A 24,652-nucleotide genomic window follows, 5' to 3' on the forward strand; every position below is an offset into this window, starting at 1 on the left:
TCCGCTAAGGTGGGCTCTGGTTAGGTAACCCTTACCTCGTGCGGTGCGGTCGTCGTACGCCTCAGCAGATATCTCGATGTCGAGATAACTCTAGTACATGACCGCCGCTGGGTCATGCCCGGCCCGCCTGACCTGTCGCAGTGAAGGTTGAGTGTTTCCCACCGAAGCTTGATCGGCTCCTGCCGGTGGGGCGCCCTCGCATCAACCCGGTCTACGGGCTCTGCTACGGCTGAGACGGCGGATCCGAGCGCAGACCCAGGGCACTGTGCTGAACCCATCCAGCTGGCACGTCCGCGCCACCGGACGCACTGCGCGTCATCGCCACCAATCGCGACCGCAACTCCTGCGTCGGCTCATCCAGCACAATCGCACTGATCACCAGTTCCAGCATCACGCAGTCGTACTCGTCGTCCCTGCTCCGGTAGCGCTCCTGATCACGCTCCACCACAGCTCCGGAGATCCGCCAGCCCCCGGCGTCCACGGGCGTGAAAGTTGCTTCGAAGACCCCGCGACCGGTCCAGCTCCGATGGAGGAAGACAACCCTGCCCTCGCTGAACACGTCCCACTTCTCGTCCATACCCCGGGAGTGGTAACCGAGCTGGATCCGCTCCCAGTCCGCATCCGACCAGATCCGGCCGGGCAAGACCGGGAGTGATCCGGGAGACGAGATCGGCTGGATGCGACCGGCAAACGAGGACCGGGTAACACGTTCGGCGGCAGGCATGCCGCGATCCTACGGATGGGGGTGCCCACCACGACAGCCGTCCAGAGACAGGTCCACGCCACCGGCAGGAAGCCGCTCAACCTTCGGTGAGAATCGCTCAACCTTCACTGCGACAGGTCACCCGGGGACGGCGGCGTGGCGCGCGCCGGGTCGGACGGGCGGGTCGGACGGGCGTGACCGACTGCGGGACCGACGGGCGTGCCGTGCGGCGGGGCGGACGCGGGACGGGGCGCGGGCCTCGCGCGGGAGTGTGCCCGCTTGACGGGTGCCGGGACAATGCCCTCATGCGGTATGCGACGGAGGACGAGGGCGCGAGGGTCGCGGCGGTCCTGGCCGAGGCGGCGCGGCGGATGGCCGCGCTGCGCGGGGCGCCGCCTTTCCGGGTATTCGCGGTGACCGGTCCCGCGCCGGAACCGGCGTGGTTCGCCGAGGGCCACAGAAGAGACGACGTATGGCAGCGGATCACCGTGCGGCACGGACGGCTGGGGCAGGACGAGGCGGGGGTCTGGGTGACCAGCGCGGTGCGTGACGCCGAGCCGGTGAGCCTGGCCGAGGCGCTGCGGCTGGAGCGGGACGGGTACCCGCGGGCGGACGAGGACCCTTCGGCGCGGGAGGCCGGGGCAGGCCGTACGTCGCGGGCGGAGGTCGTCGTGGACGGTGCGCCGCGGGCGGCCGATGTGCTGACGGAAGGGACGTGGTGGGCGGCGCGGATCGAGGCGGTGGCGGATGCCGGTACGGACGCCGACGCGGATGCGGATGCGGATGCGGATGCGGACGCGGACGCGGAATCCGTCACGGTCACCGTCGTCGGGCACCACGTGCCCATCGGACAGGTCCGGTTGGCGACCGTGACCGACCTCGGACCGTACATCGACGCCAGGGAAGCGGAGTTGGCGCGACTGCGGACCTGACCCGCGGGACCCTTCGTGCGGCCGACGGGGAGATCCACAACGGCAACGGGACGTGATACCAAGGTGGGTGACGCAACGTCACACACTCGGGGGTCGACGGGTCATGCAGCACGGTGGGGTCGAACTGACCGCGTATCTGGTCAACGAGTCGCGGGCGCGCAAGCCCGACCTCGCCGAGGATCCTCTGGCGGGCGCGTGGATTCCGGACGGTGACCGGCCCGCGGTGAGGGAGTTGTGGCGGGAGTTCGCCGACGAGGTGTACCCGCACGACGACCTGGTGGTGTCGCTGCGCGGACGCTACATCGCCGACACCCTCGCGCGGGCGCTGCGCGCCGACCCGGACACGGTGCTCGTGGTGTGCGGGGCCGGTTTCTCCTCGTATCCCTGGCTGTTGCCGTTCCCCGCGGCGCTGGAGGTGGACCTGCCGGAGATGGCGGCGGCCAAGCGGCGGCGGGCGGCGGAGCTGACGGCGTCCGGTGTCGCGCCGGAGCGTGAGGTGCGGCATCTCGCGGCCGATCTGAACAGCGCGCAGGGCCGCGCCGAAGTGACCTCCGCCGCAAGCGAGTTGGCGGCCGGTCGACCGGTCGCGTACGTCGCGGAGGGCGTCGTCTTCTATCTGCCGGGGGACGCGGCACGGTCGGTGGTGACGCTGGGCGCCGGTTTCGGCACGACGGCGGTGACCGCGGTCAGCTACTGGCCCGCGGCGGCGGCGGGCTGCCGCGTCCTGGCCGAGCAGCGCGACTGGTTCCTGCGCAGGTCGGTGCCCGCGGACGCGAGCCATCTCACGCACGACGAGCTGGAGTCGCTGCTGGGCACGGCGATCGAGGACCGGGGCCCCGAGGATCTGCAACGCCGTTATCTGGGCGGCGTGTCGGTGAGCGAGTCCGACCTGATCCCGGAGTACGTGGCGGTCTCCTGGACCCCCGGCTCCGGCACCGGCCGCGCGGGCGCGGCGGCATGAGCGGCGGCGCGAGAAGCGGCGCGAGCGGCAGTATGAGCTTCGGCGCGAGCGAGGTGCTGCACCTCCAGAGCCGGGCGTATCCGCTGCACCACCGCTCCCCCGTCAGCTCTTTGGAGCTGGTCGCGGTGCCGGGCCACGGCGAGTTACGGCCGGTGGTCGGGGGCCTGCGGTCGCTGGCGTACAACCCGGACACCACCATCGAGATGGACCTGACCGGCATGGTCGGACCGGCGATCAGCCTGCCGGGCACGGAGATCGTGGCCTGCCACGCGCGCATCCTGACCGCGGGCACGGTGCTGGTGGTCTACGCGCTGCGGCACGAGGCCGATCTGCGGCGGATGGCATTGCATGACCTCGACGCGCTCGACGCGACCGTCAACCAGGCGCTGCGGGAGGCGGACGCGCCGATCCTGACGGCGGTGCTGGCCGCGGCCGTCGCCAGTGGTCTAGTCCAGGGGATCGCCCTGCGTCCCGATCTCGCGCTGACCGGGGCGGGTTCGCCGATCGACCGTCAATCGGCGCGCTACAACTGCCACTTCGTGACGCGGGACCCGCCGTGGGCGGCCGACGCACGGGTCCCCGCGCTGATATCGGGCCCCGACTGCCGGATCCTGCTGCCGTACACCTACGCCTGGGACCGCGATCCGGCGACGCCGCTGCACGATCTGCTGACCATGACCGAGCCCACGGACATCGCGGTGGCGCAGCAGTCGCTGCTGGTGGGCGCGCTCGTCGCCGGGCGGTGGGTGCTGGCCGACCTGGCGCACGGCCACCCCGAGACCACCGATGTGCACGCCTTCCGGCGGTTCCTCGACGGTCTGTGGGCCGACTTCCACCATCTCGACGGCTACCGGATCGAGTCGACGCAGGCGCACCGGGCCAGTTATCTCTCCGCGCGCCAGGTGATCGGGCTCGACGACACCCAGGAGCGCGCCGACAAGCTCCTCGGTTACGTCAGCAACTCCCTGCTGGCCGCGTCCTCGCAGCGCGCGGAGGCGCTGGACGCCCGGCTGAACCGTGTCGCGGCGGCGCTCACGGTGGTGAGCGCCGCGTCCTTCGGCCTCGACATCGCCGTGTTCGTCCTGCCGCAGGTCTCCCTGGCCACCAAGCTCGGCGTCGTCACCGGGCTGCTCGGCATGGCGGTGTGCTGCCTGCTGGCCGTGGTCCTGCCGCGTACGCCGCGGCGGGTGGCGCGCCGCCGGATTCCGGCGCCGCGGGCAGCGGCCGACGACGAGCGGATCTTCGTACCGCACGGCCGGTAGCGGGCACCGGCCGCGCTACGTCGGCGTGGCCGGTGTCGGGACCTTCGGCAGCTCCACCCAGGAGCCGTAGAGGCACGCATACGTCGTGCCGCCGTGGACCCCCTGATCGCTGTCGACGCACGGCGCGGACGGGTCGATCGTCGGCCGGACCAGCGTGTAGTGGCCGCACACGCGATACGGGTGTCCGGGGGTCGGGCACGTGCGCGCGTTCCCGCTCACGCCGGGCGTCACCGCGGTCGCGCCCGCGCGCGCCGGCGGCGCCGTGAGGGCGAACGTCGAGCCGGCCGAGGGCGATCCGGTACCCCGCGTGGCCGCGGCGCCCGTCGTCTCCGCCCAGGTCGGGGGTGTCCGGGAGGGTCCGCTCGGCGACCAGCCGAAGGGCAGCTTCGGCTGGTCCCGCGAGGGGCCCGCGCCGCCGCCGCACCCGGCGAGCGCTCCGGCCAGGGCGAGTACGGCGACGGCCAGTCCCGCACCGGCCGCGCGGTGCGCGGGCCGGGGCCGCGTGGGCCGTGGGGAACGTATGCGCGTGAGCATGATCGGAAGTGTGCCGTACGCCCGCGGCGGCGCGTGGCCGGGGCGTGCGCATCGGGTCGCGGGGGGCCGGGGCCGCGCGGTCGGGTTGCGGGGCCGGGCAGTACTCCGGGTTGCGCGGCCGTGACCCGCGAGTACGGTGATGGCGGTCGCGGGTGCGGGCACGGGCGGCACGCGCTGGCGTACGCCGGATGGCACGCGGCGGGAGTGGGGTCCGTCACGGACGGCCGATCTGCGGTTGCCGCATCTCATATGTGAGATAGCCTCGGCGATATGACCGACGACTACCTCGTACGTATCGGCAGGCTCATCCGGGACGCCAGGCAGCACAGAGGCTGGACACAGTCCCAGCTCGCCGAGGCTCTCGGGACCAGCCAGAGCGCAGTCAACCGTATCGAGCGCGGCAACCAGAACATCAGTCTTGAGATGATCGCCCGCATCGGCGAGGCGCTGGACAGCGAGATCGTCTCCCTCGGCTACGCGGGCCCCATGCATCTGCGGGTGGTCGGCGGGCGTCGCCTGTCCGGCGCCATAGACGTCAAGACGAGCAAGAACGCCTGCGTGGCCCTGCTGTGCGCGACCCTGCTGAACGCCGGGCGCACCACGCTGCGCCGGGTGGCCAGGATCGAGGAGGTCTACCGGATCCTGGAGGTGCTGGGCAGCATCGGCGTCCGCGCCCGCTGGATCAACGACGGAAACGACCTGGAGATCGTGCCGCCCGCCAGCCTCGACCTGGACTCGATGGACACCGAGGCCGCGCGGCGCACCCGCAGTGTGATCATGTTCCTCGGGCCGCTGCTGCACCGCACCGACCGCTTCCGCATCCCGTACGCGGGCGGCTGCGACCTCGGCACCCGTACGGTCCAGCCGCACATGAACGCGCTGCGCCACTTCGGCCTGGACATCACCGCGACGGACGGCACGTACCACGCGGAGGTCGACCGGAGCGTCACCCCGACCCGGCCGATCGTGCTGACCGAGCGCGGCGACACGGTGACCGAGAACGCGCTGCTGGCCGCCGCACGGCACGACGGCGTCACCGTCATCCGCAACGCCAGCTCCAACTACATGGTCCAGGACCTCTGCTTCTTCCTGGAGGAGCTGGGCGTCCGCGTCGACGGCATCGGTACGACGACGCTCACCGTGCACGGCGTCTCCTCGATCGACCGCGACGTGGACTACGCGCCGTCCGAGGACCCGGTCGAGGCGATGAGCCTGCTGGCCGCGGCCGTCGTCACCGAGTCGGAGCTGACGATCCGGCGGGTGCCGATCGAGTTCATGGAGATCGAGCTGGCCGTGCTGGAGGAGATGGGGCTCGACCACGAGCTGACTCCCGAGTACCGCGCCGACAACGGCCGCACCCGGCTGGTGGACCTCACCGTCCGCCCGTCCAAGCTGCGCTCCCCCATCGACAAGATCCACCCGATGCCGTTCCCCGGGCTCAACATCGACAACGTCCCGTTCTTCGCGGCCATCGCCGCCACCGCCCAGGGCTCGACCCTCATCCACGACTGGGTCTACGACAACCGCGCCATCTACCTCACCGAGCTGACCCGCCTCGGCGCGGCCGTCAAGCTCCTCGACCCGCACCGCGTCCTGGTCGAGGGCCCCACCCGCTGGCGCGCCGCCGAGATGATGTGTCCCCCGGCCCTGCGCCCCGCCGTCGTCGTCCTGCTCGCCATGATGGCCGCCGAAGGCACCTCCGTCCTCCGCAACGTCTACGTCATCAACCGCGGCTACGAAGACCTCGCCGAGCGTCTCAACTCCATCGGCGCCCAGATCGAGATCTTCCGCGACATCTGACACACGGATGCCACCGCACCCCGTCTGACCTGCTGTTGAGCGGGTCGGTGCGGGGTGCGACGGCTGGTCGTATGCTGGGCGCGTTCAGGGATGCGCTTGGCGTTTAGATATGTGATCGGGAGGATTTCCGTGGTGTCGATACCGCCCGCCGGTGACCGGATCCGGTCGGTCAGATTGTCGTCCGTCTATCTGCCGCTGGCGGTGCCGGTGAGCGACGCCAAGGTGCTGACGGGGGTGCAGAAGGCGATGACGGAGGTCGCGCTGCTCTTCGCGGAGATCGGGACGGAGGACGGGCACGAGGGGATCGGGTTCGGTTACTCCAAGCGGGCCGGCGGTCCGGGGCAGTTCGCGCACGCGCGGGAGGTGGCCGGGGAGTTGGTGGGCGAGGACCCCAACGACATCGGGCGGCTGTGGGGGAAGCTGGTGTGGGCGGGCGCCTCGGTGGGCCGAAGTGGCCTGGCCACGCAGGCGATCGCCGCGTTCGACATCGCGCTGTGGGATCTGAAGGCGAAGCGGGCGGGGCTGCCGCTGGCCAAACTGCTGGGCGCGCACCGGGATTCGGTGCGGTGCTACAACACCTCCGGCGGCTTTCTGCACACGCCCGTCGAGCAGGTGATGGAGAACGCGACGGCCTCGCTGGAGCGCGGGATCGGCGGCGTCAAGATCAAGGTGGGGCAGCCGGACAGCGCCGAGGACCTCAAGCGGCTCGCAGCGGTACGGGCCCATCTCGGCGACGGCGTACCGCTGATGGTGGACGCCAACCAGCAGTGGGACCGGCCGACGGCGGCGCGGCTGGGGCGGGCACTTGAGTCGTTCGGGCTCACCTGGATCGAGGAGCCGCTGGACGCGTACGACGCGGAGGGGCACGCCGCGCTGGCCGCCGCGCTGGACACGCCGATCGCCACCGGGGAGATGCTGGCCAGTGTCGCGGAGCACGTGGCGCTGATCGACGCGCGGGCCTGCGACATCATCCAGCCGGACGCGCCGCGCGTCGGCGGGATCACCCAGTTCCTCAAGCTGGCCGCGCTGGCCGACCACCACCGGCTGCAACTCGCCCCGCACTTCGCCATGGAGATCCATCTCCACCTGGCCGCCGCCTACCCGCACGAGCCGTGGGTCGAGCACTTCGAGTGGCTCGAACCGCTGTTCAACGAGCGGCTGGAGATCCGGGACGGCCGTATGCACCTGTCCGACCGCCCCGGCCTCGGCTTCACCCTCACCGACCGGGCCCGCGCGTGGACGCGCGAGAGCTATCGGACCGGCGTGGACGCGTAGTGCCGCCAAGTCCGCAGCCCAGGAAGGGGGTTAGGCGAGGAAGGGGGTTACGCGAGGAAGGGCGTTACGGCAGCATCGCGATGCCGTCCAGTTCCACCAGGGCCTGTTCGTCCCAGAGTCCGACCACCCCGATCACCGCCATCGCCGGATAGTCCCGGCCCGCCGATTCCCGCCAGATCCGGCCCAGTTCGGCGGCGCACGCGCGATACGCGGCGACGTCGGTGGTGTGCACGGTGAGCCGGGCGAGATCGGCCGGGGTGCCGCCCGCCGCGCGCAGGGCGGTCAGCAGATTGGCGAGGGCGCGCTCGAACTGAGCGGGCAGGCCGTCGCCGACGACCGCGCCGGAGGAGTCCAGCGCGGTCTGGCCCGCGAGCATCACCAGACTGCGGCCGGTGGCGGTGACGGCGTGCGAGAAGCCGGTGGGCGGCGAGAGTTCGGCGGGGTTGATACGGCGCAGGCTCATCGGTACAACTCCCTGGCGATGATGGTCCGTTGGACCTCGGTGGCACCCTCGTAGATCCGCGGGGCGCGCACCTCGCGGTAGAGGTGTTCGAGCAGGTGGCCGCGGCGCAGTGCGCGGGCGCCGTGGATCTGGAGGGCGGCGTCGACCACGTACTGCGCGGTCTCGGTGGCGTAGAGCTTGGCCATCGCCGCGCGGGCGGTCAGGTCGGCGGCGCCGGTGTCGTACGCGGTGGCCGCCGCGTGGACCAGCAGCCGGGCGGCCTCGGTGCGAGTGGCCATCTCGGCGAGCGGGTGCGCGACGGCCTGGAGGTCCTTCAACGGGCCGCCGAACGCGGTGCGTTCACCCGCGTGCGCGACGGCCGCGTCGAGTGCGGCCTGCGCCATGCCGACCGCGAAGGCGCCGACGCTGGGCCGGAAGAGGTCGAGGGTGGCCATGGCGGTACGGAAGCCGTGGTCGGGCACGCCGAGGAGGTCGTCGGCGCCGACCGGGACGCCGTCGAAGACCAGCCGTCCGATGGGGTGCGGCGAGAGCATGTCGAGGTGTTCGCCGGTCAGGCCGGGGCGGTCGGCGGGGACGGCGAAGGCGGTGACACCGCGCGCGCCGCTGTCGCCGGGGCCCGGCCCGGGGGCCGTCCGGGCGAAGACGGTGAGGATGTCGGCCTCGGGCGCGTTGGAGATCCAGCACTTCTCGCCGGTCAGCCGCCAGCGGCCCGCGCCGTCCGGCTCGGCGGCCAGGGCCAGCGCCGCCGCGTCGGAGCCCGCGCCCGGCTCGGTGAGCGCGAAGGCGGCGACGGCCCGGCCCGAGGTCACCTCGGGCAGCCAGCGCGCGGCGACGGCGGGCGCGGTGAGCAGCGGGTGGGCGCCCAGGCCCTGGAGGGCGAGGGCGGTCTCGGCCTCGGTGCACTCGCGCGCCAGCGATTCCCGCAGTACACAGAGATCGAGGGCGGAGACCGGGGCGCCGTCTCCCGGCAGCACGCGGGCCAGGAGTCCGAGCGCGCCGAGTTCGGCCAGCAGCGGCCGGTTGACGCGGCCCGGCTCACCGGCCTCGGCCAGCGGTTTCAGGCGTTCCGCCGCGAGCGCCCTGATCCGGTCCGCCCAGGCCGCCCGTGCCGGGTCGAGGGTGAACGCCACACGGGTGCCACCGCCCCCACCGGCGCCGCCGCCCCCACCGATGCCACCGCCTCCACCGGCGCCGCCCCCGGCTCCTTCCCCGGCCGCCGGACCGTCGGAATCCGCACCGCGGGAAACCCCGTCCTCCATCGCCCCGCCTCCCAGCTTTATCGCGTCCTGTTGACTGCCGTCATCAACACGTTACGCTGAAATCGTCCGCTGGATGCTTACTCGTCGAGGGGCACTGTCGCCATGGACCTGCTGCCGTCAGCCCATGTGGACACCTTCGCGCGCGATCACCTTCCGCCGTCCGACCAGTGGCCGCACCTCGACGGCCTGGACGGCGATGACGGCGACGACCGCGACGCCCTCGGTAAAGGCCCCGGAGCCGACGGCGGTCTCCGCTACCCCGATCGGCTCAACTGCGCCGCCGAACTCCTCGCCACCGGACGCCCCGACGCCCCCTGCCTCCGGCTGCCCGACGGCTCGGAGTGGACATACGCCGAGCTGCGCGCGACGACCGCCAGGATCGCGCACGTCCTCACCGACGAGCTGGGCGTCGTCCCCGGCAACCGCGTGCTGCTGCGCGGCCCGACCACCCCCTGGCTGGTCGCCTGCTGGCTCGCCGTGCTGGAGGCGGGCGCGGTGGCCGTCACCGTCCTGGCCGCGCAGCGCGCGCACGAGCTGGCGGAGGTGGGCCGGATCGCCCGCGTCTCGCACGCGCTGTGCGACGCCGCGTATCTGGAGGAGCTGACGGCGGCGCGCGTGCCGGGGCTGCGCATCACCCCGTACGGCGGTACCGGCGACGACGATCTGCTGCGGCTGGCCGAGGGGCGCGCCGAGACGTACGAGGCGGTGCCGACCTCGGCGGACGACGTGGCGCTGATCGCCTTCACCTCGGGCACGACCGGGCACCCCAAGGGCTGCATGCACTTCCACCGCGATGTGCTGGCCATAGCGGACACCTTCTCCGCGCGGGTGCTGCGCCCGGTGCCCGAGGACGTCTTCACCGGCAGCCCGCCGCTGGGCTTCACCTTCGGACTCGGCGGCCTGGTGGTCTTCCCGCTGCGCGCGGGCGCGTCCTCGCTGCTGCTGGAGCGGGCCGGACCGGAGGAGCTGCTGGCGGCGGTCGAGAAGCACCGGGTCAGCGTGCTGTTCACCGCGCCGACCGCGTACCGCGCGATGCTCGGCGACCTGCCGTCGTACGACGTCTCGTCGCTGCGCCGCTGCGTGTCCGCCGGGGAGAATCTGCCCGCCGCGACCTGGATGGGCTGGCACGAGCGGACCGGACTGCGGCTGATCAACGGGATCGGGGCGACGGAGCTGCTGCACATCTTCATCTCCGCCGCCGACGACGCGGCCCGGCCCGGCGCGACCGGGCTGCCGGTGCCCGGCTACACCGCGCGGATCGTGGACGAGCGCCTGCGGCCGGTGCCGGACGGCGAGCCGGGGCTGCTGGCCGTGCGCGGACCGACCGGCTGCCGGTATCTGGCCGACGAACGCCAGACGGAGTACGTGCGCGACGGCTGGAATCTGACCGGCGACACCTACGTCCGGGACGCCGACGGCTACTTCCGCTACGTGGCGCGCGCCGATGACATGATCATCTCGGCCGGGTACAACATCGCGGGGCCCGAGGTCGAGGAGGCGCTGCTGCGGCACCCGGACGTGCGGGAGGCGGCGGTGATCGGGGTGCCGGACGAGGAGCGCGGGCAGATCGTCCGGGCGTTCGTCGTCCTGCACGAGGGCGTGGACGGCGGGGACCGGGCGGCGGGCGCGCTGCGGGACTTCGCCAAGAGTGTGATCGTGCCGTACAAGGCGCCGCGCGAGATCCGTTTCGTGCCCGCGCTCCCCCGTACGCCCACCGGCAAGCTCCAGCGCTTCCGGCTGCGCGACCTGGACTGAGACGCCCTAGGGTGATCATGTGACCGAGCAGCACACACCGAGTTCCCTGATCCTCACCTTCTACGGCGCCTACGGGCGCGCGGAGTTGGCGGGACGGGTGCCGGTGGCCGCGCTCATCCGGCTGATGGGGGCGGTGGGCGTGGACCCGCCGTCGGTCCGGTCCGCGGTCTCCCGGCTCAAGCGGCGCGGCCTCCTCGTGCCCGACCGGGTCGGCGGGGCCGCCGCGTATGCGCTGTCCGACGACGCGCGGCTGCTGCTCGCGGACGGCGACGGGCGGATCTACGGGGTCGGCGCCGCGCCCGATCCCGACCCGGAGGACTGGCTGCTCGCCGTCTTCTCGGTGCCGGAGTCCGAGCGGCACAAGCGGCATCTGCTGCGGTCCCGGCTGGCCGGTCTCGGCTTCGGTACGGCCGCGCCCGGTGTGTGGGTGGCGCCCGGCGCGCTGCACGAGGAGACCCGGCACGTGCTGCGGCGGCTCGAACTGGCCCCGTACGTCGACCTGTTCCGCGGCGCGCACCTCGGTTTCACCGCGACCGAGGAGGCGGTACGGCGCTGGTGGGATCTGGACGCGCTGGCCGCGCTGCACCACACCTTCCTGGCGGCGCACGAGCCGGTGCTGGGGAGGTGGTCGGCCGAGTCCGGGGCCGGGGCTGAGTCCGAGGTCGGGGCCGGGGCTGAGTCCGGGGCCGGGGCTGAGTCCGAGGCTGAGGCCGGGGCCGGGGCCGAGGAGCGCTCGCCCGAGCGGGCCTTCGGGGACTATCTGCGCGCGCTCGACACCTGGCGCCGCCTGCCGTACGCCGACCCCGGCCTGCCCCCGGCGCTGCTGCCCGCGGACTGGCCGGGCATCCGCTCGGCGGCGGTGTTCACGGCCCTGCATGTGCTGCTGCGCGACCAGGGGGCGCGCTTCGTGGCGGACCAGTAGCCCGGCCCCGTCGTGCTCAGGAGTCCAGCGCCAGGCGGGGTTTCGGCGCGTCCGTACGGCCGGTGGGCGGCGGGCGGCGGCCCGCGAGGTACGGGGTGGGCCAGGGCGCGCCGGGGCCTTCGTAGGACTGGTCGGCGGCGGCGTGCAGTGTCCAGTGCGGGTCGTACAGGTGCGGGCGGGCCAGCGCGCAGAGGTCGGCGCGGCCCGCGAGCAGCAGGGAATTGACGTCGTCCCAGGAGGAGATGGCGCCGACCGCGATCACCGGCAGGCCCGTCTCGTTACGGATCCGGTCGGCGTACGGCGTCTGGTAGGAGCGGCCGAAGGCGGGCCGCTCGTCGGCGACGACCTGGCCGGTGGAGACGTCCACGGCGTCGGCGCCGTGCTCGGCCAGCGCGCGGGCGACCGCGACGGCGTCGTCTCCCGTGGCGCCGCCCGGCGCCCAGTCGGTGGCGGAGATCCGTACCGTCAGCGGCCGGTCGGACGGCCACGACTCCCGTACCGCGTCCAGGACTTCGAGCGGGAAGCGGAGCCGTCCCGCGAGGTCGCCGCCGTAGCGGTCGGTGCGGTGATTGGTCAGCGGGGACAGGAAGGAGGAGAGCAAGTAGCCGTGGGCGCAGTGCAGTTCGAGCAGGTCGAAACCGGCGCGGGCGCCGCGCTCGGCCGCCGCCGCGAACTGGTCGCGGATCTGCGCGAGTTCGTCCGCGCGCAGGGCGTGCGGCACCTGGTTGACGCCTTCGCGGTACGGCAGCGGCGAGGGGGCGACCAGCGGCCAGTTGCCGTCGGGGAGCGGCTGGTCAATGCCGTCCCACATGAGGCGGGTGGAGCCTTTGCGGCCGCTGTGGCCGAGCTGGAGGCCGATGGCGGTGCCGGTTCCGCCGACGCCGGTCCCACCAGCGCCGGTTCCGTCCGGGCCGGTTCCGTCCGGGCCGCTCGCACCCGCGCCGGTCCCGCCCGCGCCGCCCTGCTGGTGGACGAAGTCGGTGATCCGCCGCCAGGCGGCTTCCTGTTGGCCGTTCCACAGGCCGGTGCAGCCGGGGGTGATCCGGCCGCGCGGGCTGACGCAGACCATCTCGGTCATCACCAGACCGGCCCCGCCGAGGGCCCGCGCGCCCAGGTGGACGAGGTGGAAGTCGCCGGGCACGCCGTCCCGCGCCACGTACATGTCCATCGGTGACACGACGACGCGGTTGCGCAGCGTCAGGCCGCGCAGCCGGAAGGGGGTGAACATCGGCGGTGTGCCGGGCGGCGCCCCGAAGCCGCGCTCGACGCGGTCGGTGAACTCCCGGTCGCGCAGCCGCAGATTGCCGTGCGTGACGCGGCGGCTGCGGGTCAGCAGATTGAACGCGAACTGTGTCGGCGGCTGGTCCACGTAGCTGCCGAGCCGTTCGAACCACTCCAGACTGGCCAGCGCCGCCCGCTGCGTGCTCTCCACCACCGGCCGCCGCTCGCTCTCGTAGGCGGCCAACGCCGTTTCGGTGTCGGGCTGTTCGCGCAGGGAAGCGGCGAGCGCCAGGGCGTCCTCCATGGCGAGCTTGGTGCCGGAGCCGATGGAGAAGTGCGCGGTGTGGGCGGCGTCGCCGAGCAGGACCGTACGGCCGTGCCGCCAGCGCTCGTTGACCACGGTGGTGAAGGGCTGCCAGCGGGAGCGGTTGGCGTGCAGGGCGCGGCCGTCGAGGAGGCGGGCGAAAAGCTTTTCGCAGGCGGCGATGGTGGCGGCGGTGGCGGCTTCCGTATCGGACCCGTTCACTGCGCCCGCCGCGCCGACGGCGCCGACAGCACCCTCAGCGGCTTCGGCGGCCTCGGCGGCCTCGGCGGCTTCGCGGTCGAAGCCCGCGCGCCGCCAGACGTCCTCGGTCATCTCGACGACGAAGGTGCTGGCGCCCGGCCGGTACGGGTAGGCGTGGGCCTGCATCACGCCGTGCGGGGTCTCCAGGATTTCGAAGCGGAAGGCGTCGAGCGGGAGGTCGGCGGAGAGCCAGATGTAGCGGCAGCCGTGGGTGGTCAGGCGGGGGCGGAAGACGTCGGCGTGCGCGGCGCGGGTGGCGCTGTGGGCGCCGTCTGCGGCCACCACGAGGTCGTGGTCGAGGGCGAGCCGGTCGGCGGAGGGGGCCGGCGTGCGGACGCGGACGTCCACGCCGAGGTCGCGGCAGCGCTCGTACAGCAGCGCGAGCAGCCGGCGCCGGTCGAGGGCCGCGAAACCGTGGCCGTCGGAGCGGGTGAGGCGGTCGCGGTGCCGGATGTCGATCGCTTCCCAGCGGACGAACTCCTCGCGCATGGCGGCGTAGACGGCCGGGTCGGCGTTCTCGATGCCGCCCACGGTCTCGTCGGAGAAGACGACGCCGAAGCCGAAGGTGTCCTCGGGCGCGCCGCGTTCCCACACCGTGACCGTGCGGTCCGGGTCGAGGCGCTTGAGGAGCGCGGCGGCGTAGAGGCCGCCGGGGCCGCCGCCGATGACGGCGACGCGCTCGGGACGGCGGGCGCCCGCGGTCCGGTGACCGCCCGGCATCGCTAGTGGCCTTCCCACGTCGGCTCGCGCTTCGCGGTTAAGGCGGCGTGGAATTCGGCGTAGTCGCCGCTGGTCATGAGCAACGCCTGGGCCGCGGCGTCCATTTCGACGGCGGCGCCCAGCGGCATGTCCAACTCGGCGGTGAGCAGCGCCTTGGTCTGCTGGTGGGCCAGCGCCGGGCCCGCCGCCAGCCTGCGGGCGAGCGCGGCGGCGGTCTCGTCGGCGCCGCCCTCCGGCGCCGGCTGGCTGACCAGGCCGATCCGCTCCGCCTCCGCCGCGTCGACGCTGTCGCCGAGCATCAGCAGCCGGGTGGCGTGGCCGAGCCCGACGAGCCGGGGCAGCAGATACGCGGCGCCCATGTCGGCGCCCGACAGGCCGACGCGGGTGAACAGGAAGGCGAAGCGCGCGGAGGGCTCCACGATCCGGAAGTCGGCGGCGAGGGCGAGCACCGCGCCCGCGCCCGCGGCGACGCCGTGCACGGCGGCGATCACCGGGAAGGGCGCCTCGCGGATCGCCCGGACGACCTGTCCGGTCATCCGGTTGAACTCCAGCAGCTCGCCGGTGCCCATGGCCAGGGTGGCGCCGATGATCTCGTCCACGTCGCCGCCCGAGCAGAAACCGCGGCCCGCGCCGCCGAGGACCAGGGCGCGGGTCCCGCCCTCCCTGGCCAGCTCGGCCAGCAGGTCGCGCACGTCGGCGTAGGCGCCGAAGGTCAGTGCGTTGAGCCGCTCGGGCCGGTCGACGACGCCCTCGGCCCGGTCGACGCGCAGATGGCGCCAGTGGCCGGTGGGGCTCGCGGAGCTGGGATACGGACTCATGCGTGGCCTCCTCGTCCCGACGTTATCACCTGTTTGTGACTGTCGTCAGGAGGGCGAGACAAGGAGGGGGTGGGGCGCGAACACGGGCGGAACGAGAGCGGCGCGCGCGCCGGGTACGGGCAGGAGGTCCGTCCGCTCGCGGGCCTTTGGTCCCTACGACCTCCTTCCGGACGCCTCTGCTGACCGTATTGTCCGATTCCTAAGGTGGAGGACATCGGGGTGAGCGAGCCCCCGCCCCGTCCGGATCGGAGTAGCGATGACCAGCCCCACCCGCACCGCAGGCGAGTTCCCCGACCGGCCGACGGTCTGGCGGATCGACCTGCCGCACTCCCCCGCCGCCGTCCCGCTGGCGCGCGCCATGGTCCGTACCGTCCTGGTCGAACTCGGTCAGGACACCGGCCCCGACACCGACACCGCGGAGCTCCTCACCGCCGAGGTCGTGGCCAACGCCGTGGAGCACACCCCGCCGGGCGCGATCGAGCTGTTCGTGGAGCTGCTTCCGCACGGCTTCCAGGTCGAGGTCCACGACCAGGGCCTGGACTTCCCCGTCGGCCTCAATCTCCTGATCCCCGCCCAGCCCGACCCCCCGTGCCACGACGAGCTGGCCGAGCACGGCCGCGGCCTGATCCTGATCCGCGCGCTGAGCGCCGACTCCGGCTGCCGGCTGACCGGCACCGGCAAGGCCGTCTGGTTCACCCTGCACTGACCACCGGGGCGGCCGGGCCTGGCCTCAGGACCGGGGCGGCACCGGGCTCAGGCCAGCGTCGCCACCAGGACCGCCTTGATGGTGTGCATACGGTTCTCCGCCTGGTCGAAGACGACCGACCGGTCGGATTCGAAGACCTCGTCGGTGACCTCCAGCGAGGTCAGCCCGGTGCGCTGGTGAATCTCGCGGCCGATCGCGGTGCCCAGGTCGTGGTACGCGGGCAGGCAGTGCATGAAGCGCACGTCCGGGTTGCCGGTGGCGGCGAGGACGTCGGCGGTGACGGCGTACGGCGCGAGCAGCGCGATCCGCTCGTCCCAGACCTCCTTCGGCTCGCCCATCGACACCCACACGTCGGTGTGGACGAAGTCGGCGCCGCGCACGGCCTCGGTGACGTCCTCGGTGAGGGTGAGGCGGGCGCCGGAGACCTCGGCGAGGCGGCGGGCCTCGGCGACCACGGACTCCCGCGGCCACAGGGTGGCGGGCGCGGCGACACGTACGTCCATGCCCAGCAGCGCGCCCGTGATCAGCAGCGAATTGCCCATGTTGGAGCGGGCGTCGCCGAGGTAGGCGTATGCGATGCCGGTGAGCGGCTTCGCGCTGTGCTCGGTCATGGTGAGGACGTCGGCGAGCATCTGGGTGGGGTGCCAGTCGTCGGTGAGGCCGTTCCACACGGGGACGCCCGCGTGGGCGGCCAACTCCTCGACGACGTCCTGGCCGCTGCCCCGGTACTCGATGCCGTCGAACATCCGGCCCAGCACGCGGGCGGTGTCCTTGACCGACTCCTTGTGTCCGATCTGCGAGCCGGACGGGTCGAGGTAGGTGGTGGACGCGCCCTGGTCGGCGGCGGCGACCTCGAAGGAGCACCGGGTACGGGTGGAGGTCTTCTCGAAGACCAGCGCGATGTTACGGCCGCGCAGCCGCTGCTCCTCCGTGCCCGCCTTCTTCGCCGCCTTCAGCTCCGCGGCCAGCTCCACCAGGTGGCGGAACTCCTCGGGCGTGAAGTCCAGCTCCTTGAGGAAGTGGCGGCCCTTGAGGTCGACGGCCATGCGGGGACTCCTAGGTCGGGGTGCGGGACGAACAAGACTGGAAGTCTATACGTAGATCGGCATTCTTATACAGACCCCTCCCGCGCCGCACACGCACCCCGCCGCGATCAGGCGTTCAGGCCCCGCCCCGCCTCCGACCAGGCGTTCGGGCCGCCCCTCAGCTCCGGTCGGGCGTTCAGACCGCGTCCCGCTCGATCGGGCAGCTCATGCAGCGCGGGCCGCCCCTGCCCCGGCCCAGCTCGCTGCCCGGGATCTCGATCACCTCGACGCCGCGCTTGCGCAGAAACGTGTTGGTGGTCGCGTTGCGCTCGTAGGCGACGACCACGCCCGGCTCCACGGCCAGGACGTTGCAGCCGTCGTCCCACTGCTCGCGCTCGGCGGCGTGCACGTCCTGCGTCGCGGTGAGCACGTCGATGGAGTCCAGGCCGAGGGCCGCCGCGATGGCCCGGTGCATGTGCTCGGGCGAGTGGTCGGTGACCTTGAGATCGCCCGCGCCCGAGCCCGGCTCGATGGTGTACGAGGGCAGCATCCCCAGCCCCGCGTACTGCGTGAACGTGTCGCCGTCGACCATCGTCATCACCGTGTCGAGGTGCATGAAGGCCCGCCGCTTCGGCATGTCCAGGGCCACGATGGTCTGCGCGGAGCCGGCCTCGAACAGCCCCTGCGCCAGCATCTCCACGGCCTGCGGGGTGGTGCGCTCGCTCATCCCGATCAGCACGGCGCCGCTGCCGATGACCAGGACGTCGCCGCCCTCGATGGTGGACGGGTAGTCGGCCTGCCCCTCGGACCAGACGTGGAAGCCGCCGCCGGAGAACAGCGGATGGTGCCGGTAGATCGCCTCGAAGTGCACCGTCTCGCGCTGCCGGGCGGGCCACCGCATGGCGTTGATGCTGACGCCGTCGTAGACCCAGGCCGAGGTGTCGCGGGTGAAGATGTGGTTGGGCAGCGGGGCGAGCAGGAAGTCGTCCAGGTCCATGGCGTGGAAGCGGACGGAGACGGGTTCGGCGAAGCGCTCCAGGAATTCGCGCTTGGTCATGCCGCCGATCAGCGCCTCGGTCAGCTCCACGACGCCCAACCGGTCGAACGCCTCCCGCAGATGGGGCGTGGCCAGCGGTCCGTACTCCTTGGCGTCGAAGACCCGGTCGAGGACCAGCTTCTTGGCCTCGGGCACCAGCATCGACTCGCGCAGCAGGTCGCCGAAGAGGTGGACCTCGACGCCCCGGTCGCGCAGCACGTCCGCGAAGCCGTCGTGCTCGGCGCGGGCCCTGCGCACCCACAGGACGTCGTCGAAGAGCAGCGCGTCCTTGTTGCTGGGGGTCAGGCGCTTCAGTTCGAGGTCGGGGCGGTGCAGTATGACGCGGCGCAGCCGCCCGGTCTCGGAGTCGACGTGGAATCCCATGCCTCCATCCTGACCACCGCGCCCGCGATTCACGCGCCCCGGCGGCAGGACGCGCCGCGCGCGCCCTGCCAGCCCGCGCCCGCGCACCCCGGCGGGTACGCCGAACTCCCCATCTCGTCCTCTTGACGATAAGAGGATCGCTCGATATCGTCGCACTGACGAGAAGGAGGGGCCCACCATGGCCGACATCACCAGGCGCTTCGGCTGGCGCCATCTGCGTTCGGCGCCCACCGCGCACATCTGCCACCACTCGCGCGGCGCGCTCGTGCACGACGGGCCCGGCCTCAGCTTCTGGTACCGGTCACTGACCGCGGCCCTCTCCGAAGTGCCGGTCGACGACCGCGAGTTGGCGATGTCCTTCCATGCCAGGACCTCCGACTTCCAGGACGTCAGCGTGCAGTCGACCGTGACGTACCGGATCAGCGCCCCGGCCACCGCCGCCGAGCGCCTGGACTTCTCCATCGACCCCGACACCGGGATCTGGCGCGGCGCCCCGCTGGAACAGCTCGCCACCCTGCTCACCGAGACCGCCCAGCAGCACGCGCTCGACGTCCTGGCCCGTACCGCGCTGGCGTCCGCGCTGGTCGACGGCGTGGCGGCGGTACGGCAGCGGATCGCCGACGGGCTCGCCGCCGAGCCGCGACTGGCCACCACCGGCATCGAGGTCGTCGCCGTACGCGTGGTGGCGATCCGGCCGGAGCCCGAGGTGGAGCGCGCGCTGCGGACGCCCGCCCGCGAGCAGATCCAGCAGGAGGCGGACCGGGCCACGTACGAGCGGCGGGCCGTCGCCGTCGAGCGCGAACGGGCCATCGCCGAGAACGAGTTGGCCAGCCGGATCGAACTGGCCCGGCGCGAGGAGCAGTTGGTCGAGCAGCACGGCACGAACGCGCGCCGCGAGGCGGAGGAGAACGCGGCGGCCGACGCCGTGCGCGCCGAGGCCGAGGCCGCCCGGCTCGTCCGCCTCGCCCGCGCGAAGGCCGAGGCGGCGCGCGAGGCGGGTACGGCGCGCGCCGAGGCACAGGCCGGGTGGCTGCAGGTGCACGGCGACGTGGATCCGGCGACGCTGCACGCGCTGGCGCTCAACCGGGTCGCGGAGAATCTGCCGCGGATCGACAGCCTCACGCTCACCCCCGACATGCTCACCGGCCTGGTGGAACGGCTCGGGCGCCCCGGCGGCGGCGCGGTCCCGGGCTCCGGTGGTGAGCGGCGGTGAGCCTCGCCCCGCGCGCGGTGCTGGTGCACCGGGTCAGCGAGTACGAGGAGTTGCTGGCCCGGCACGGCACCCACGGCCAGGCGGCGTTCTTCCTCTCCTCGCGCGGCCGGAGCATCCAGGAGGTGCGCGAACGCCATCAGCGCGGGCGGGCCGCGCTCGCCGAGGTGGCCGCGGCCGTGCCGTTGCGGTGGCGGCAGGCGCGGGTGGAGCGGGCCGATCTGGACCGCTTCCTCTTCGCGCCGGAGGACGTGGTCGTGGTGATCGGCCAGGACGGGCTGGTCGCCAACGCCGCCAAGTACCTGTCGGGGCAGCCGGTGGTGGGGATCGACACCGACCCCGGCCGTAATCCGGGCGTGCTCGTCCGGCACCGGGCGGGCGACGCGGGCAAGCTGCTCGACTCCGCCGCGCGCGGCGGCCGGGCCGACGAACTGACCATGGTGGAGGCCGTCGCCGACGACACACAGCGGCTGCTGGCGCTCAACGAGATCTACCTCGGACCGCCGGGACACCAGACCGCCCGCTACCGGCTCGGTCCCGACGACGACGCCGCGCCCGCGGAAGCCCAGGCGTCATCGGGCGTTCTGGTGGGTACAGGCACGGGTGCCACGGGTTGGCTGCGGTCGCTGTGGCAGGAACGCGGCAGCGGCCTTCCGCTGCCGGGTCCCACGGAGCCGCGGCTGCTGTGGTTCGTCCGCGAGGCATGGCCCTCCCCCGCGACCGGCACTTCGCAGGTCGCGGGCGTGCTGGCCGCGGCCGACCGGCTCCGGCTGACCGTCGAGTCCGACCGTCTGGTCGCCTTCGGCGACGGCATGGAGTCCGACGCGCTGGAGCTGACCTGGGGTCAGACCGTACGCCTCGGCCGGTCGGCGACGGCGCTGCGGCTGCTGGGGTAGGACCGGATCGGCACACGGGGATCGAGCCCGGTCGGACCGCCCACCGGAGGGGTGTGGGCGGCCCGACCGTTCGACGGGCACGACTCACGGCGTCACAGCCGGGGGTCGACCGGCTCCGACTCCAACGCCAGTACGGCGAAGACCGCCTCATGGACGCGCCAGAGCGGTTCGCCGGCCGCCAGCCGGTCCAGCGCCTCCAGGCCGAGCGCGTACTCGCGCAGGGCGAGCGAGCGCTTGTGGCCGAGGAAACGGGACCGCAGCCGCTCCAGGTGCTCCGGACGGGTGTACTCGGGACCGTAGATGATCCGCAGATACTCCCGGCCGCGGCACTTGATGCCCGGCTGCACCAGCCGCCCCTTCTCGGTGCGGACCAGCGCGGCGAGCGGCTTGACGACCATGCCTTCGCCGCCCGCGCCGGTCAGTTCGAGCCACCAGCGCACTCCGGCCGCGACCGACTCCTCGTCCGTGGTGTCGACCAGCAGCCGCCCGGTGGTCCTGAGCAGCCCGGTGGGGTCGGCCTCGACCAACCGGTCGATGAGCGCCAACTGCTCGTCGTGCGGGAGCGCGGCGAGGCTGCGGCCCTGGACGGCGAGGAGCTGGAACGGCGCCAGCCGTACGCCGTCGAGCCCGTCGGTGGTCCAGCAGTACCGGCGGTAGGCGTCGGTGAACGCCGCCGCGTCCGACGCCCGTTCGCGCTGTCTGCCGAGCAGGTCCGCGACGTCGGTGCCGCGAGCCGCCGCGGCTTCGAGCGCGCTCAGGGCGGCGGGGAAGACCGCGCCGCCCGCGGCGCCGACGGCGGCGTACTGCTTGCGCAGCAGGCCGGACGCCTTCAGCGACCAGGGCAGCAGCTCGGCGTCGAGCAGCAGCCAGTCCGTGGACAGCTCGTCCCACAGTCCGGCCGCCGTGACGGCCGCGCGCAGCCGGGCCAGCACCTCCTCGGTGACGGCCCCGTCGTCGAAGAACGGCCGCCCGGTACGGGTGTGCACCGCGCCGGTCGTGCCCTCGGGCACGTCGAAGCGCTTCCGCGCGGCGGCCTCGTCACGGCAGACCAGGACGACCGCGCGGGAGCCCATGTGCTTCTCCTCGCAGACGACCTGGGCGACACCGCTCTCGCGGTAGTCGGCGAAGGCGTCCGCCGGGTGCTCCAGCCAGCCCTCCTGCCGTGAGGTCGCGCAGGGCGACATCGTCGGCGGCAGGTAGGCGAGCAGGCGCGGGTCGACGGCGAAGCGGCTCATCACCTCAAGGGCCGCCGCCGCGTTCTCCTCGCGGACGGCGAGCCGTCCCATCTGCCCGGTCTCCACGATCCGCCGCCCGGTGACGTCGGCGAGGTCGAGCGGGCGCCCGTCATGGCCACCAGGCGCCTCGACCACGAGCGGCTTGGCCGGCTCGTACCAGACCCGCTCGGCCGGTACGTCCACGATCTCGCGCTCGGGCCAGCGCAGCGCGGTCATCTTGCCGCCGAAGACCGCCCCGGTGTCGAGGCAGATGGTGTTGTTGATCCAGGACGTGTTCGGGACCGGGGTGTGGCCGTAGACCACGGCGGCGCGCCCGCGGTAGTCCTCGGCCCACGGGTAGCGCACGGGCAGGCCGAACTCGTCGGTCTCGCCGGTCGTGTCGCCGTACAGCGCGTGCGAGCGGACCCGGCCCGAGGTGCGGCCGTGGTACTTCTCGGGCAGACCCGCGTGGCAGACCACCAGCTTGCCGCCGTCCAGCACGTAGTGGCTGATCAGACCGTCGATGAAGGCCGCGACCCGCTTGCGGAACTCCGGGTCGCGGGCGTCCTCGCGCTCCAACTGCTCGATGGTCTCGGCCAGTCCGTGGGTCTGCTGCACCTGACGGCCCTTGAGGTAGCGGCCGAGCTTGTTCTCGTGGTTGCCGGGCACGCACAGCGCGGTGCCCGCCTCGACCATGCCCATGACGCGGCGCAGCACACCGGGGCTGTCCGGGCCGCGGTCGACGAGGTCGCCGACGAAGACGGCGGTGCGCCCCTCGGGGTGCGTGCCGTCGGCGTAGCCCAACTCGGCCAGCAGCGTCTCCAGTTCGGAACTGCATCCGTGGATGTCGCCGATGATGTCGAACGGCCCGGTGAGGTGCGTCAGGTCGTTGTAACGGCGCTCGGTGACGATCTCGGCGGAGTCGATCTCCTCGGTGCCGCGCAGGACGTGCACCTTGCGGAAGCCCTCGCGCTCCAGGCCCCGCAGCGAGCGGCGCAGTTCGCGCTGGTGCCGCTGCACGACGTGGCGCGGCAGCGAGGCCCGGTCGGGGCGCTCGGCGTTGCGCGCGACGCAGACCTGCTCGGGTACGTCGAGGACGACGGCGATCGGCAGCACGTCGTACTCGCGGGCCAGCTTGATCAACTCCCTGCGGCTCTCGGCCTGCACGTTCGTGGCGTCCACGACGGTGCGGCGGCCCGCCGCGAGCCGCTTGCCCGCGATGTAGTGCAGGACGTCGAAGGCGTCGGCGCTGACGCTCTGGTCGTTCTCGTCGTCGCTGACCAGGCCGCGGCAGAAGTCGGAGGAGATGACCTCGGTGGGCTTGAAGTGCCGTGCGGCGAAGGTGGACTTGCCGGAGCCGGTGGCGCCGATCAGGACGACGAGGGACAGGTCGGTGACGGGCAGCGTGCGCGGTGCGGTCATGCCGCCGCCTCCTTGCCGGTGGGCGTGGTCGTGGTCGTGCCCGTGGTCGTGTTCGTGTTCGTGTGACGGGTGTCGGTCGTGGGTGCGGCGATCGTGAAGACCGCCATCTGGGTGGGCGGGCCGACCTCGGGGTCGTCGGGGCCGACGGGGGTGAAGGCGACGTCGTAGCCGTGCCGGGCGGCGACCGTCGTCGCCCAGCCGCGGAACTCCTCGCGGCTCCACTCGAAACGGTGGTCGGCGTGCCGGACATGGCCCGCGGGCAGCGACTCCCACCGCACGTTGTACTCGACGTTCGGCGTCGTCACGACCACGGTCCGCGGCCGGGCGGAGCCGAACACCGCGTACTCCAGGGCGGGCAGCCGCGGCAGGTCGAGGTGTTCGACGACCTCGCTGAGCACGGCCGCGTCGTAACCCTTGAGCCGCGCGTCAGTGTACGCCAACGAGCCCTGGAACAGCGTGACCCGCGCCGCCTGCCGTTCGCTCAACCGGTCCAGGCGCAGCCGCCGCGCCGCGCTGCCGAGCGCCCGCACCGATACGTCGACACCGACGATCTCCGTGTACCGCACGTCCTTCAGCAGCGCGCCCACCAACTGGCCCTGCCCGCAGCCCAGGTCGAGCACGCGCGTGGCCCCGGCGTCCCGCAGCGCCCCGAGGATAGCCTCGCGCCGCTGGACGGCCAGCGGCGTCGGCCGCTCCTGCGCCTCCTCGCCGTCCGGGCCCACGGTGTCCTCGACCGCGTTGTCGATGGCCTCGACCTCGATGTCGTCGGCGTCCGCCAGCCGGGCCAGCTCAAGCCGCTCCATCGCCTGCCGGGTCAGCGCCCAACGCCGCGCCAGATAGCGGCTGGTGATCAGCTTCTGCTCCGGGTGCTCCTCCAGCCACCCCTCGCCGAACCGCAGCAGCTTGTCCACCTCGTCCGCCGACACCCAGTAGTGCTTGGCGTCGTCAAGCACCGGCAGCAGCACATAGATCTGCCGCAGCGCGTCCGCCAGTCGCAACTCCCCTTCGAGCACCAGCCGTACGTACCGCGAGTCGCCCCACTCGGGGAACCGCGTGTCCAGCGCCACCGGCTCGGCCTCCACCCGCCAGCCCAGCGGCTCGAACAGCCCGGCCACCAGCGCGGGGCCGCCGCGGGCGGGCAGCACCGGCACCTCGATCCGCAGCGGCAGCGGCGCCGCCGCCCGCTCCGGCATCGTGCGGCACTCGCCGCGCAGCGCGCTGGAGAAGACGGTACGCAGCGCCACCGCGAGCAGCGACGAGGCCGCGTAGGGCCGGTCGTTCACATACTGCGCGAGCGCGGAGTCGGGCGCGCCGCCCCGGCCTTTGCCCTTGCCCTTCCCCCGGCGCGCCAGCGCGGGCGGATCGATCTCCAACAGCAGCGCGGCGGTGGTCCGCTCGACCGACGCCTCGGGATAGAAGACGTGCGCGTTGCCGTAGGAGGTGGAGAAGGTCTGCGCCTTCTCCGGGTGCTTGTGCAGCAGAAACCCCAGGTCAGTAGCCGGGGCAGCCGCGGTGCCGGTGGTGGAGATCGTCAGGAACACCTCACCGAGTATTCTCTTCCGGCCGCCC

General features: G+C 72.9%; 20 protein-coding genes. 10 read left to right on the forward strand and 10 right to left on the reverse strand.

The features are described 5' to 3' along the window. Positions 1–223: 223 nt before the first annotated feature. Positions 224–724, reverse strand: a complete 501-nt coding sequence (locus tag ACIOC1_RS30270) for a hypothetical protein (protein WP_401312136.1) — start codon at positions 722–724, stop codon at positions 224–226. Between the two features lie 284 nt (positions 725–1,008). On the opposite strand from ACIOC1_RS30270, the gene ACIOC1_RS30275 reads away from it, so the two are divergent. From ACIOC1_RS30275 to ACIOC1_RS30285, 3 genes are all read left to right on the forward strand, one after another. Further along, entirely contained in the window at positions 1,009–1,635 is a 627-nt protein-coding gene (locus ACIOC1_RS30275) for a hypothetical protein (RefSeq protein WP_401857095.1), read from the forward strand. Positions 1,636–1,738: 103 nt separating this feature from the next. Beyond that, complete coding sequence (locus ACIOC1_RS30280) at positions 1,739–2,596, forward strand: class I SAM-dependent methyltransferase (protein WP_401857097.1); 858 nt, start codon at positions 1,739–1,741, stop codon at positions 2,594–2,596. Continuing rightward, a complete protein-coding gene (locus ACIOC1_RS30285) occupies positions 2,593–3,858 on the forward strand; it encodes a hypothetical protein (protein ID WP_401857099.1) in 1,266 nt (421 codons plus the stop codon). Before ACIOC1_RS30280 ends, ACIOC1_RS30285 begins: the two co-directional genes overlap by 4 nt. A 15-nt stretch (positions 3,859–3,873) precedes the next feature. Here the strand turns inward: ACIOC1_RS30285 and ACIOC1_RS30290 are convergent, their stop codons facing one another. After that, a complete protein-coding gene (locus tag ACIOC1_RS30290) occupies positions 3,874–4,392 on the reverse strand; it encodes a hypothetical protein (protein ID WP_401857101.1) in 519 nt (172 codons plus the stop codon). A gap of 270 nt (positions 4,393–4,662) precedes the next feature. Here ACIOC1_RS30290 and ACIOC1_RS30295 point away from each other — a divergent pair, with 270 nt between their 5' ends. Beyond that, complete coding sequence (locus tag ACIOC1_RS30295; RefSeq protein ID WP_355338602.1) at positions 4,663–6,192, forward strand: UDP-N-acetylglucosamine 1-carboxyvinyltransferase; 1,530 nt, start codon at positions 4,663–4,665, stop codon at positions 6,190–6,192. A gap of 132 nt (positions 6,193–6,324) precedes the next feature. Then, positions 6,325–7,467, forward strand: coding sequence for an enolase C-terminal domain-like protein (locus tag ACIOC1_RS30300; protein WP_391048818.1), 1,143 nt, complete (start codon positions 6,325–6,327; stop codon positions 7,465–7,467). A gap of 64 nt (positions 7,468–7,531) precedes the next feature. Here ACIOC1_RS30300 and ACIOC1_RS30305 read toward each other — a convergent pair whose 3' ends face one another. Then, positions 7,532–7,930 (reverse strand): RidA family protein, encoded by a 399-nt coding sequence (locus ACIOC1_RS30305; RefSeq protein ID WP_401857104.1) that lies wholly within the window; start codon positions 7,928–7,930, stop codon positions 7,532–7,534. Further along, on the reverse strand, positions 7,927–9,060 hold the full coding sequence (locus tag ACIOC1_RS30310) for an acyl-CoA dehydrogenase family protein (RefSeq protein ID WP_401857106.1): 1,134 nt from the start codon (positions 9,058–9,060) through the stop codon (positions 7,927–7,929). Before ACIOC1_RS30310 ends, ACIOC1_RS30305 begins: the two co-directional genes overlap by 4 nt. A 231-nt stretch (positions 9,061–9,291) precedes the next feature. Between ACIOC1_RS30310 and ACIOC1_RS30315 the strand changes: the two genes are divergently transcribed. Both ACIOC1_RS30315 and ACIOC1_RS30320 read left to right on the forward strand, forming a co-directional pair. Further along, positions 9,292–10,944, forward strand: a complete 1,653-nt coding sequence (locus tag ACIOC1_RS30315) for an AMP-binding protein (RefSeq protein WP_401857108.1) — start codon at positions 9,292–9,294, stop codon at positions 10,942–10,944. Between the two features lie 19 nt (positions 10,945–10,963). Further along, the gene (locus ACIOC1_RS30320) at positions 10,964–11,866 is read left to right on the forward strand and encodes a PaaX family transcriptional regulator C-terminal domain-containing protein (protein WP_401857110.1); all 903 of its coding nucleotides are present in this window, start codon (positions 10,964–10,966) and stop codon (positions 11,864–11,866) included. A 16-nt stretch (positions 11,867–11,882) separates the two neighbouring features. Here the strand turns inward: ACIOC1_RS30320 and ACIOC1_RS30325 are convergent, their stop codons facing one another. Continuing rightward, complete coding sequence (locus tag ACIOC1_RS30325; RefSeq protein WP_401857112.1) at positions 11,883–14,372, reverse strand: FAD-dependent monooxygenase; 2,490 nt, start codon at positions 14,370–14,372, stop codon at positions 11,883–11,885. Between the two features lie 2 nt (positions 14,373–14,374). Then, positions 14,375–15,190, reverse strand: a complete 816-nt coding sequence (locus ACIOC1_RS30330) for an enoyl-CoA hydratase family protein (RefSeq protein ID WP_401857114.1) — start codon at positions 15,188–15,190, stop codon at positions 14,375–14,377. Positions 15,191–15,446: 256 nt separating this feature from the next. Between ACIOC1_RS30330 and ACIOC1_RS30335 the strand changes: the two genes are divergently transcribed. Continuing rightward, the gene (locus tag ACIOC1_RS30335; protein WP_355338580.1) at positions 15,447–15,896 is read left to right on the forward strand and encodes an ATP-binding protein; all 450 of its coding nucleotides are present in this window, start codon (positions 15,447–15,449) and stop codon (positions 15,894–15,896) included. Between the two features lie 47 nt (positions 15,897–15,943). On the opposite strand, the gene argF is transcribed toward ACIOC1_RS30335, so the two are convergent. Both argF and ACIOC1_RS30345 read right to left on the reverse strand, forming a co-directional pair. Continuing rightward, positions 15,944–16,942, reverse strand: coding sequence for an ornithine carbamoyltransferase (gene argF, locus ACIOC1_RS30340; protein WP_355338577.1), 999 nt, complete (start codon positions 16,940–16,942; stop codon positions 15,944–15,946). 175 nt (positions 16,943–17,117) lie between these two features. Then, positions 17,118–18,341 carry an arginine deiminase gene (locus ACIOC1_RS30345; RefSeq protein ID WP_355338574.1) on the reverse strand — a complete coding sequence of 408 codons (1,224 nt, stop codon included), beginning with the start codon at positions 18,339–18,341 and terminating at the stop codon, positions 17,118–17,120. A gap of 178 nt (positions 18,342–18,519) precedes the next feature. Between ACIOC1_RS30345 and ACIOC1_RS30350 the strand changes: the two genes are divergently transcribed. After that, complete coding sequence (locus ACIOC1_RS30350) at positions 18,520–19,554, forward strand: SPFH domain-containing protein (protein WP_401857117.1); 1,035 nt, start codon at positions 18,520–18,522, stop codon at positions 19,552–19,554. Beyond that, positions 19,551–20,447 (forward strand): hypothetical protein, encoded by an 897-nt coding sequence (locus ACIOC1_RS30355; protein ID WP_391048839.1) that lies wholly within the window; start codon positions 19,551–19,553, stop codon positions 20,445–20,447. Before ACIOC1_RS30350 ends, ACIOC1_RS30355 begins: the two co-directional genes overlap by 4 nt. 92 nt (positions 20,448–20,539) lie before the next feature. Here the strand turns inward: ACIOC1_RS30355 and ACIOC1_RS30360 are convergent, their stop codons facing one another. Continuing rightward, on the reverse strand, positions 20,540–23,083 hold the full coding sequence (locus ACIOC1_RS30360) for a polynucleotide kinase-phosphatase (protein WP_401857119.1): 2,544 nt from the start codon (positions 23,081–23,083) through the stop codon (positions 20,540–20,542). Next, complete coding sequence (locus ACIOC1_RS30365; RefSeq protein WP_401857121.1) at positions 23,080–24,624, reverse strand: 3' terminal RNA ribose 2'-O-methyltransferase Hen1; 1,545 nt, start codon at positions 24,622–24,624, stop codon at positions 23,080–23,082. The genes ACIOC1_RS30360 and ACIOC1_RS30365 overlap by 4 nt, the downstream gene beginning before the upstream one ends. Between the last annotated feature and the right edge of the window lie 28 nt (positions 24,625–24,652).

Origin of the sequence: Streptomyces sp. NPDC088197 (genome assembly GCF_044741185.1) — a bacterium.
Taxonomy (GTDB): Bacteria; Actinomycetota; Actinomycetes; order Streptomycetales; family Streptomycetaceae; genus Actinacidiphila.

Excerpts from the sequence above, each read along its gene's own strand:
- ACIOC1_RS30345 (WP_355338574.1), bottom strand. The coding sequence starts at position 18,341 with ATGGGATTCCACGTCGACTCCGAGACCGGGCGGCTGCGCCGCGTCATA.
- ACIOC1_RS30330 (WP_401857114.1), bottom strand. The coding sequence starts at position 15,190 with ATGAGTCCGTATCCCAGCTCCGCGAGCCCCACCGGCCACTGGCGCCAT.
- ACIOC1_RS30280 (WP_401857097.1), top strand. The coding sequence starts at position 1,739 with ATGCAGCACGGTGGGGTCGAACTGACCGCGTATCTGGTCAACGAGTCG.
- ACIOC1_RS30290 (WP_401857101.1), bottom strand. The coding sequence starts at position 4,392 with ATGCTCACGCGCATACGTTCCCCACGGCCCACGCGGCCCCGGCCCGCG.
- ACIOC1_RS30350 (WP_401857117.1), top strand. The coding sequence starts at position 18,520 with ATGGCCGACATCACCAGGCGCTTCGGCTGGCGCCATCTGCGTTCGGCG.
- ACIOC1_RS30335 (WP_355338580.1), top strand. The coding sequence starts at position 15,447 with ATGACCAGCCCCACCCGCACCGCAGGCGAGTTCCCCGACCGGCCGACG.
- ACIOC1_RS30360 (WP_401857119.1), bottom strand. The coding sequence starts at position 23,083 with ATGACCGCACCGCGCACGCTGCCCGTCACCGACCTGTCCCTCGTCGTC.
- ACIOC1_RS30315 (WP_401857108.1), top strand. The coding sequence starts at position 9,292 with ATGGACCTGCTGCCGTCAGCCCATGTGGACACCTTCGCGCGCGATCAC.
- ACIOC1_RS30285 (WP_401857099.1), top strand. The coding sequence starts at position 2,593 with ATGAGCGGCGGCGCGAGAAGCGGCGCGAGCGGCAGTATGAGCTTCGGC.
- ACIOC1_RS30270 (WP_401312136.1), bottom strand. The coding sequence starts at position 724 with ATGCCTGCCGCCGAACGTGTTACCCGGTCCTCGTTTGCCGGTCGCATC.
- ACIOC1_RS30325 (WP_401857112.1), bottom strand. The coding sequence starts at position 14,372 with ATGCCGGGCGGTCACCGGACCGCGGGCGCCCGCCGTCCCGAGCGCGTC.
- ACIOC1_RS30275 (WP_401857095.1), top strand. The coding sequence starts at position 1,009 with ATGCGGTATGCGACGGAGGACGAGGGCGCGAGGGTCGCGGCGGTCCTG.
- ACIOC1_RS30295 (WP_355338602.1), top strand. The coding sequence starts at position 4,663 with ATGACCGACGACTACCTCGTACGTATCGGCAGGCTCATCCGGGACGCC.
- ACIOC1_RS30305 (WP_401857104.1), bottom strand. The coding sequence starts at position 7,930 with ATGAGCCTGCGCCGTATCAACCCCGCCGAACTCTCGCCGCCCACCGGC.
- argF (WP_355338577.1), bottom strand. The coding sequence starts at position 16,942 with ATGGCCGTCGACCTCAAGGGCCGCCACTTCCTCAAGGAGCTGGACTTC.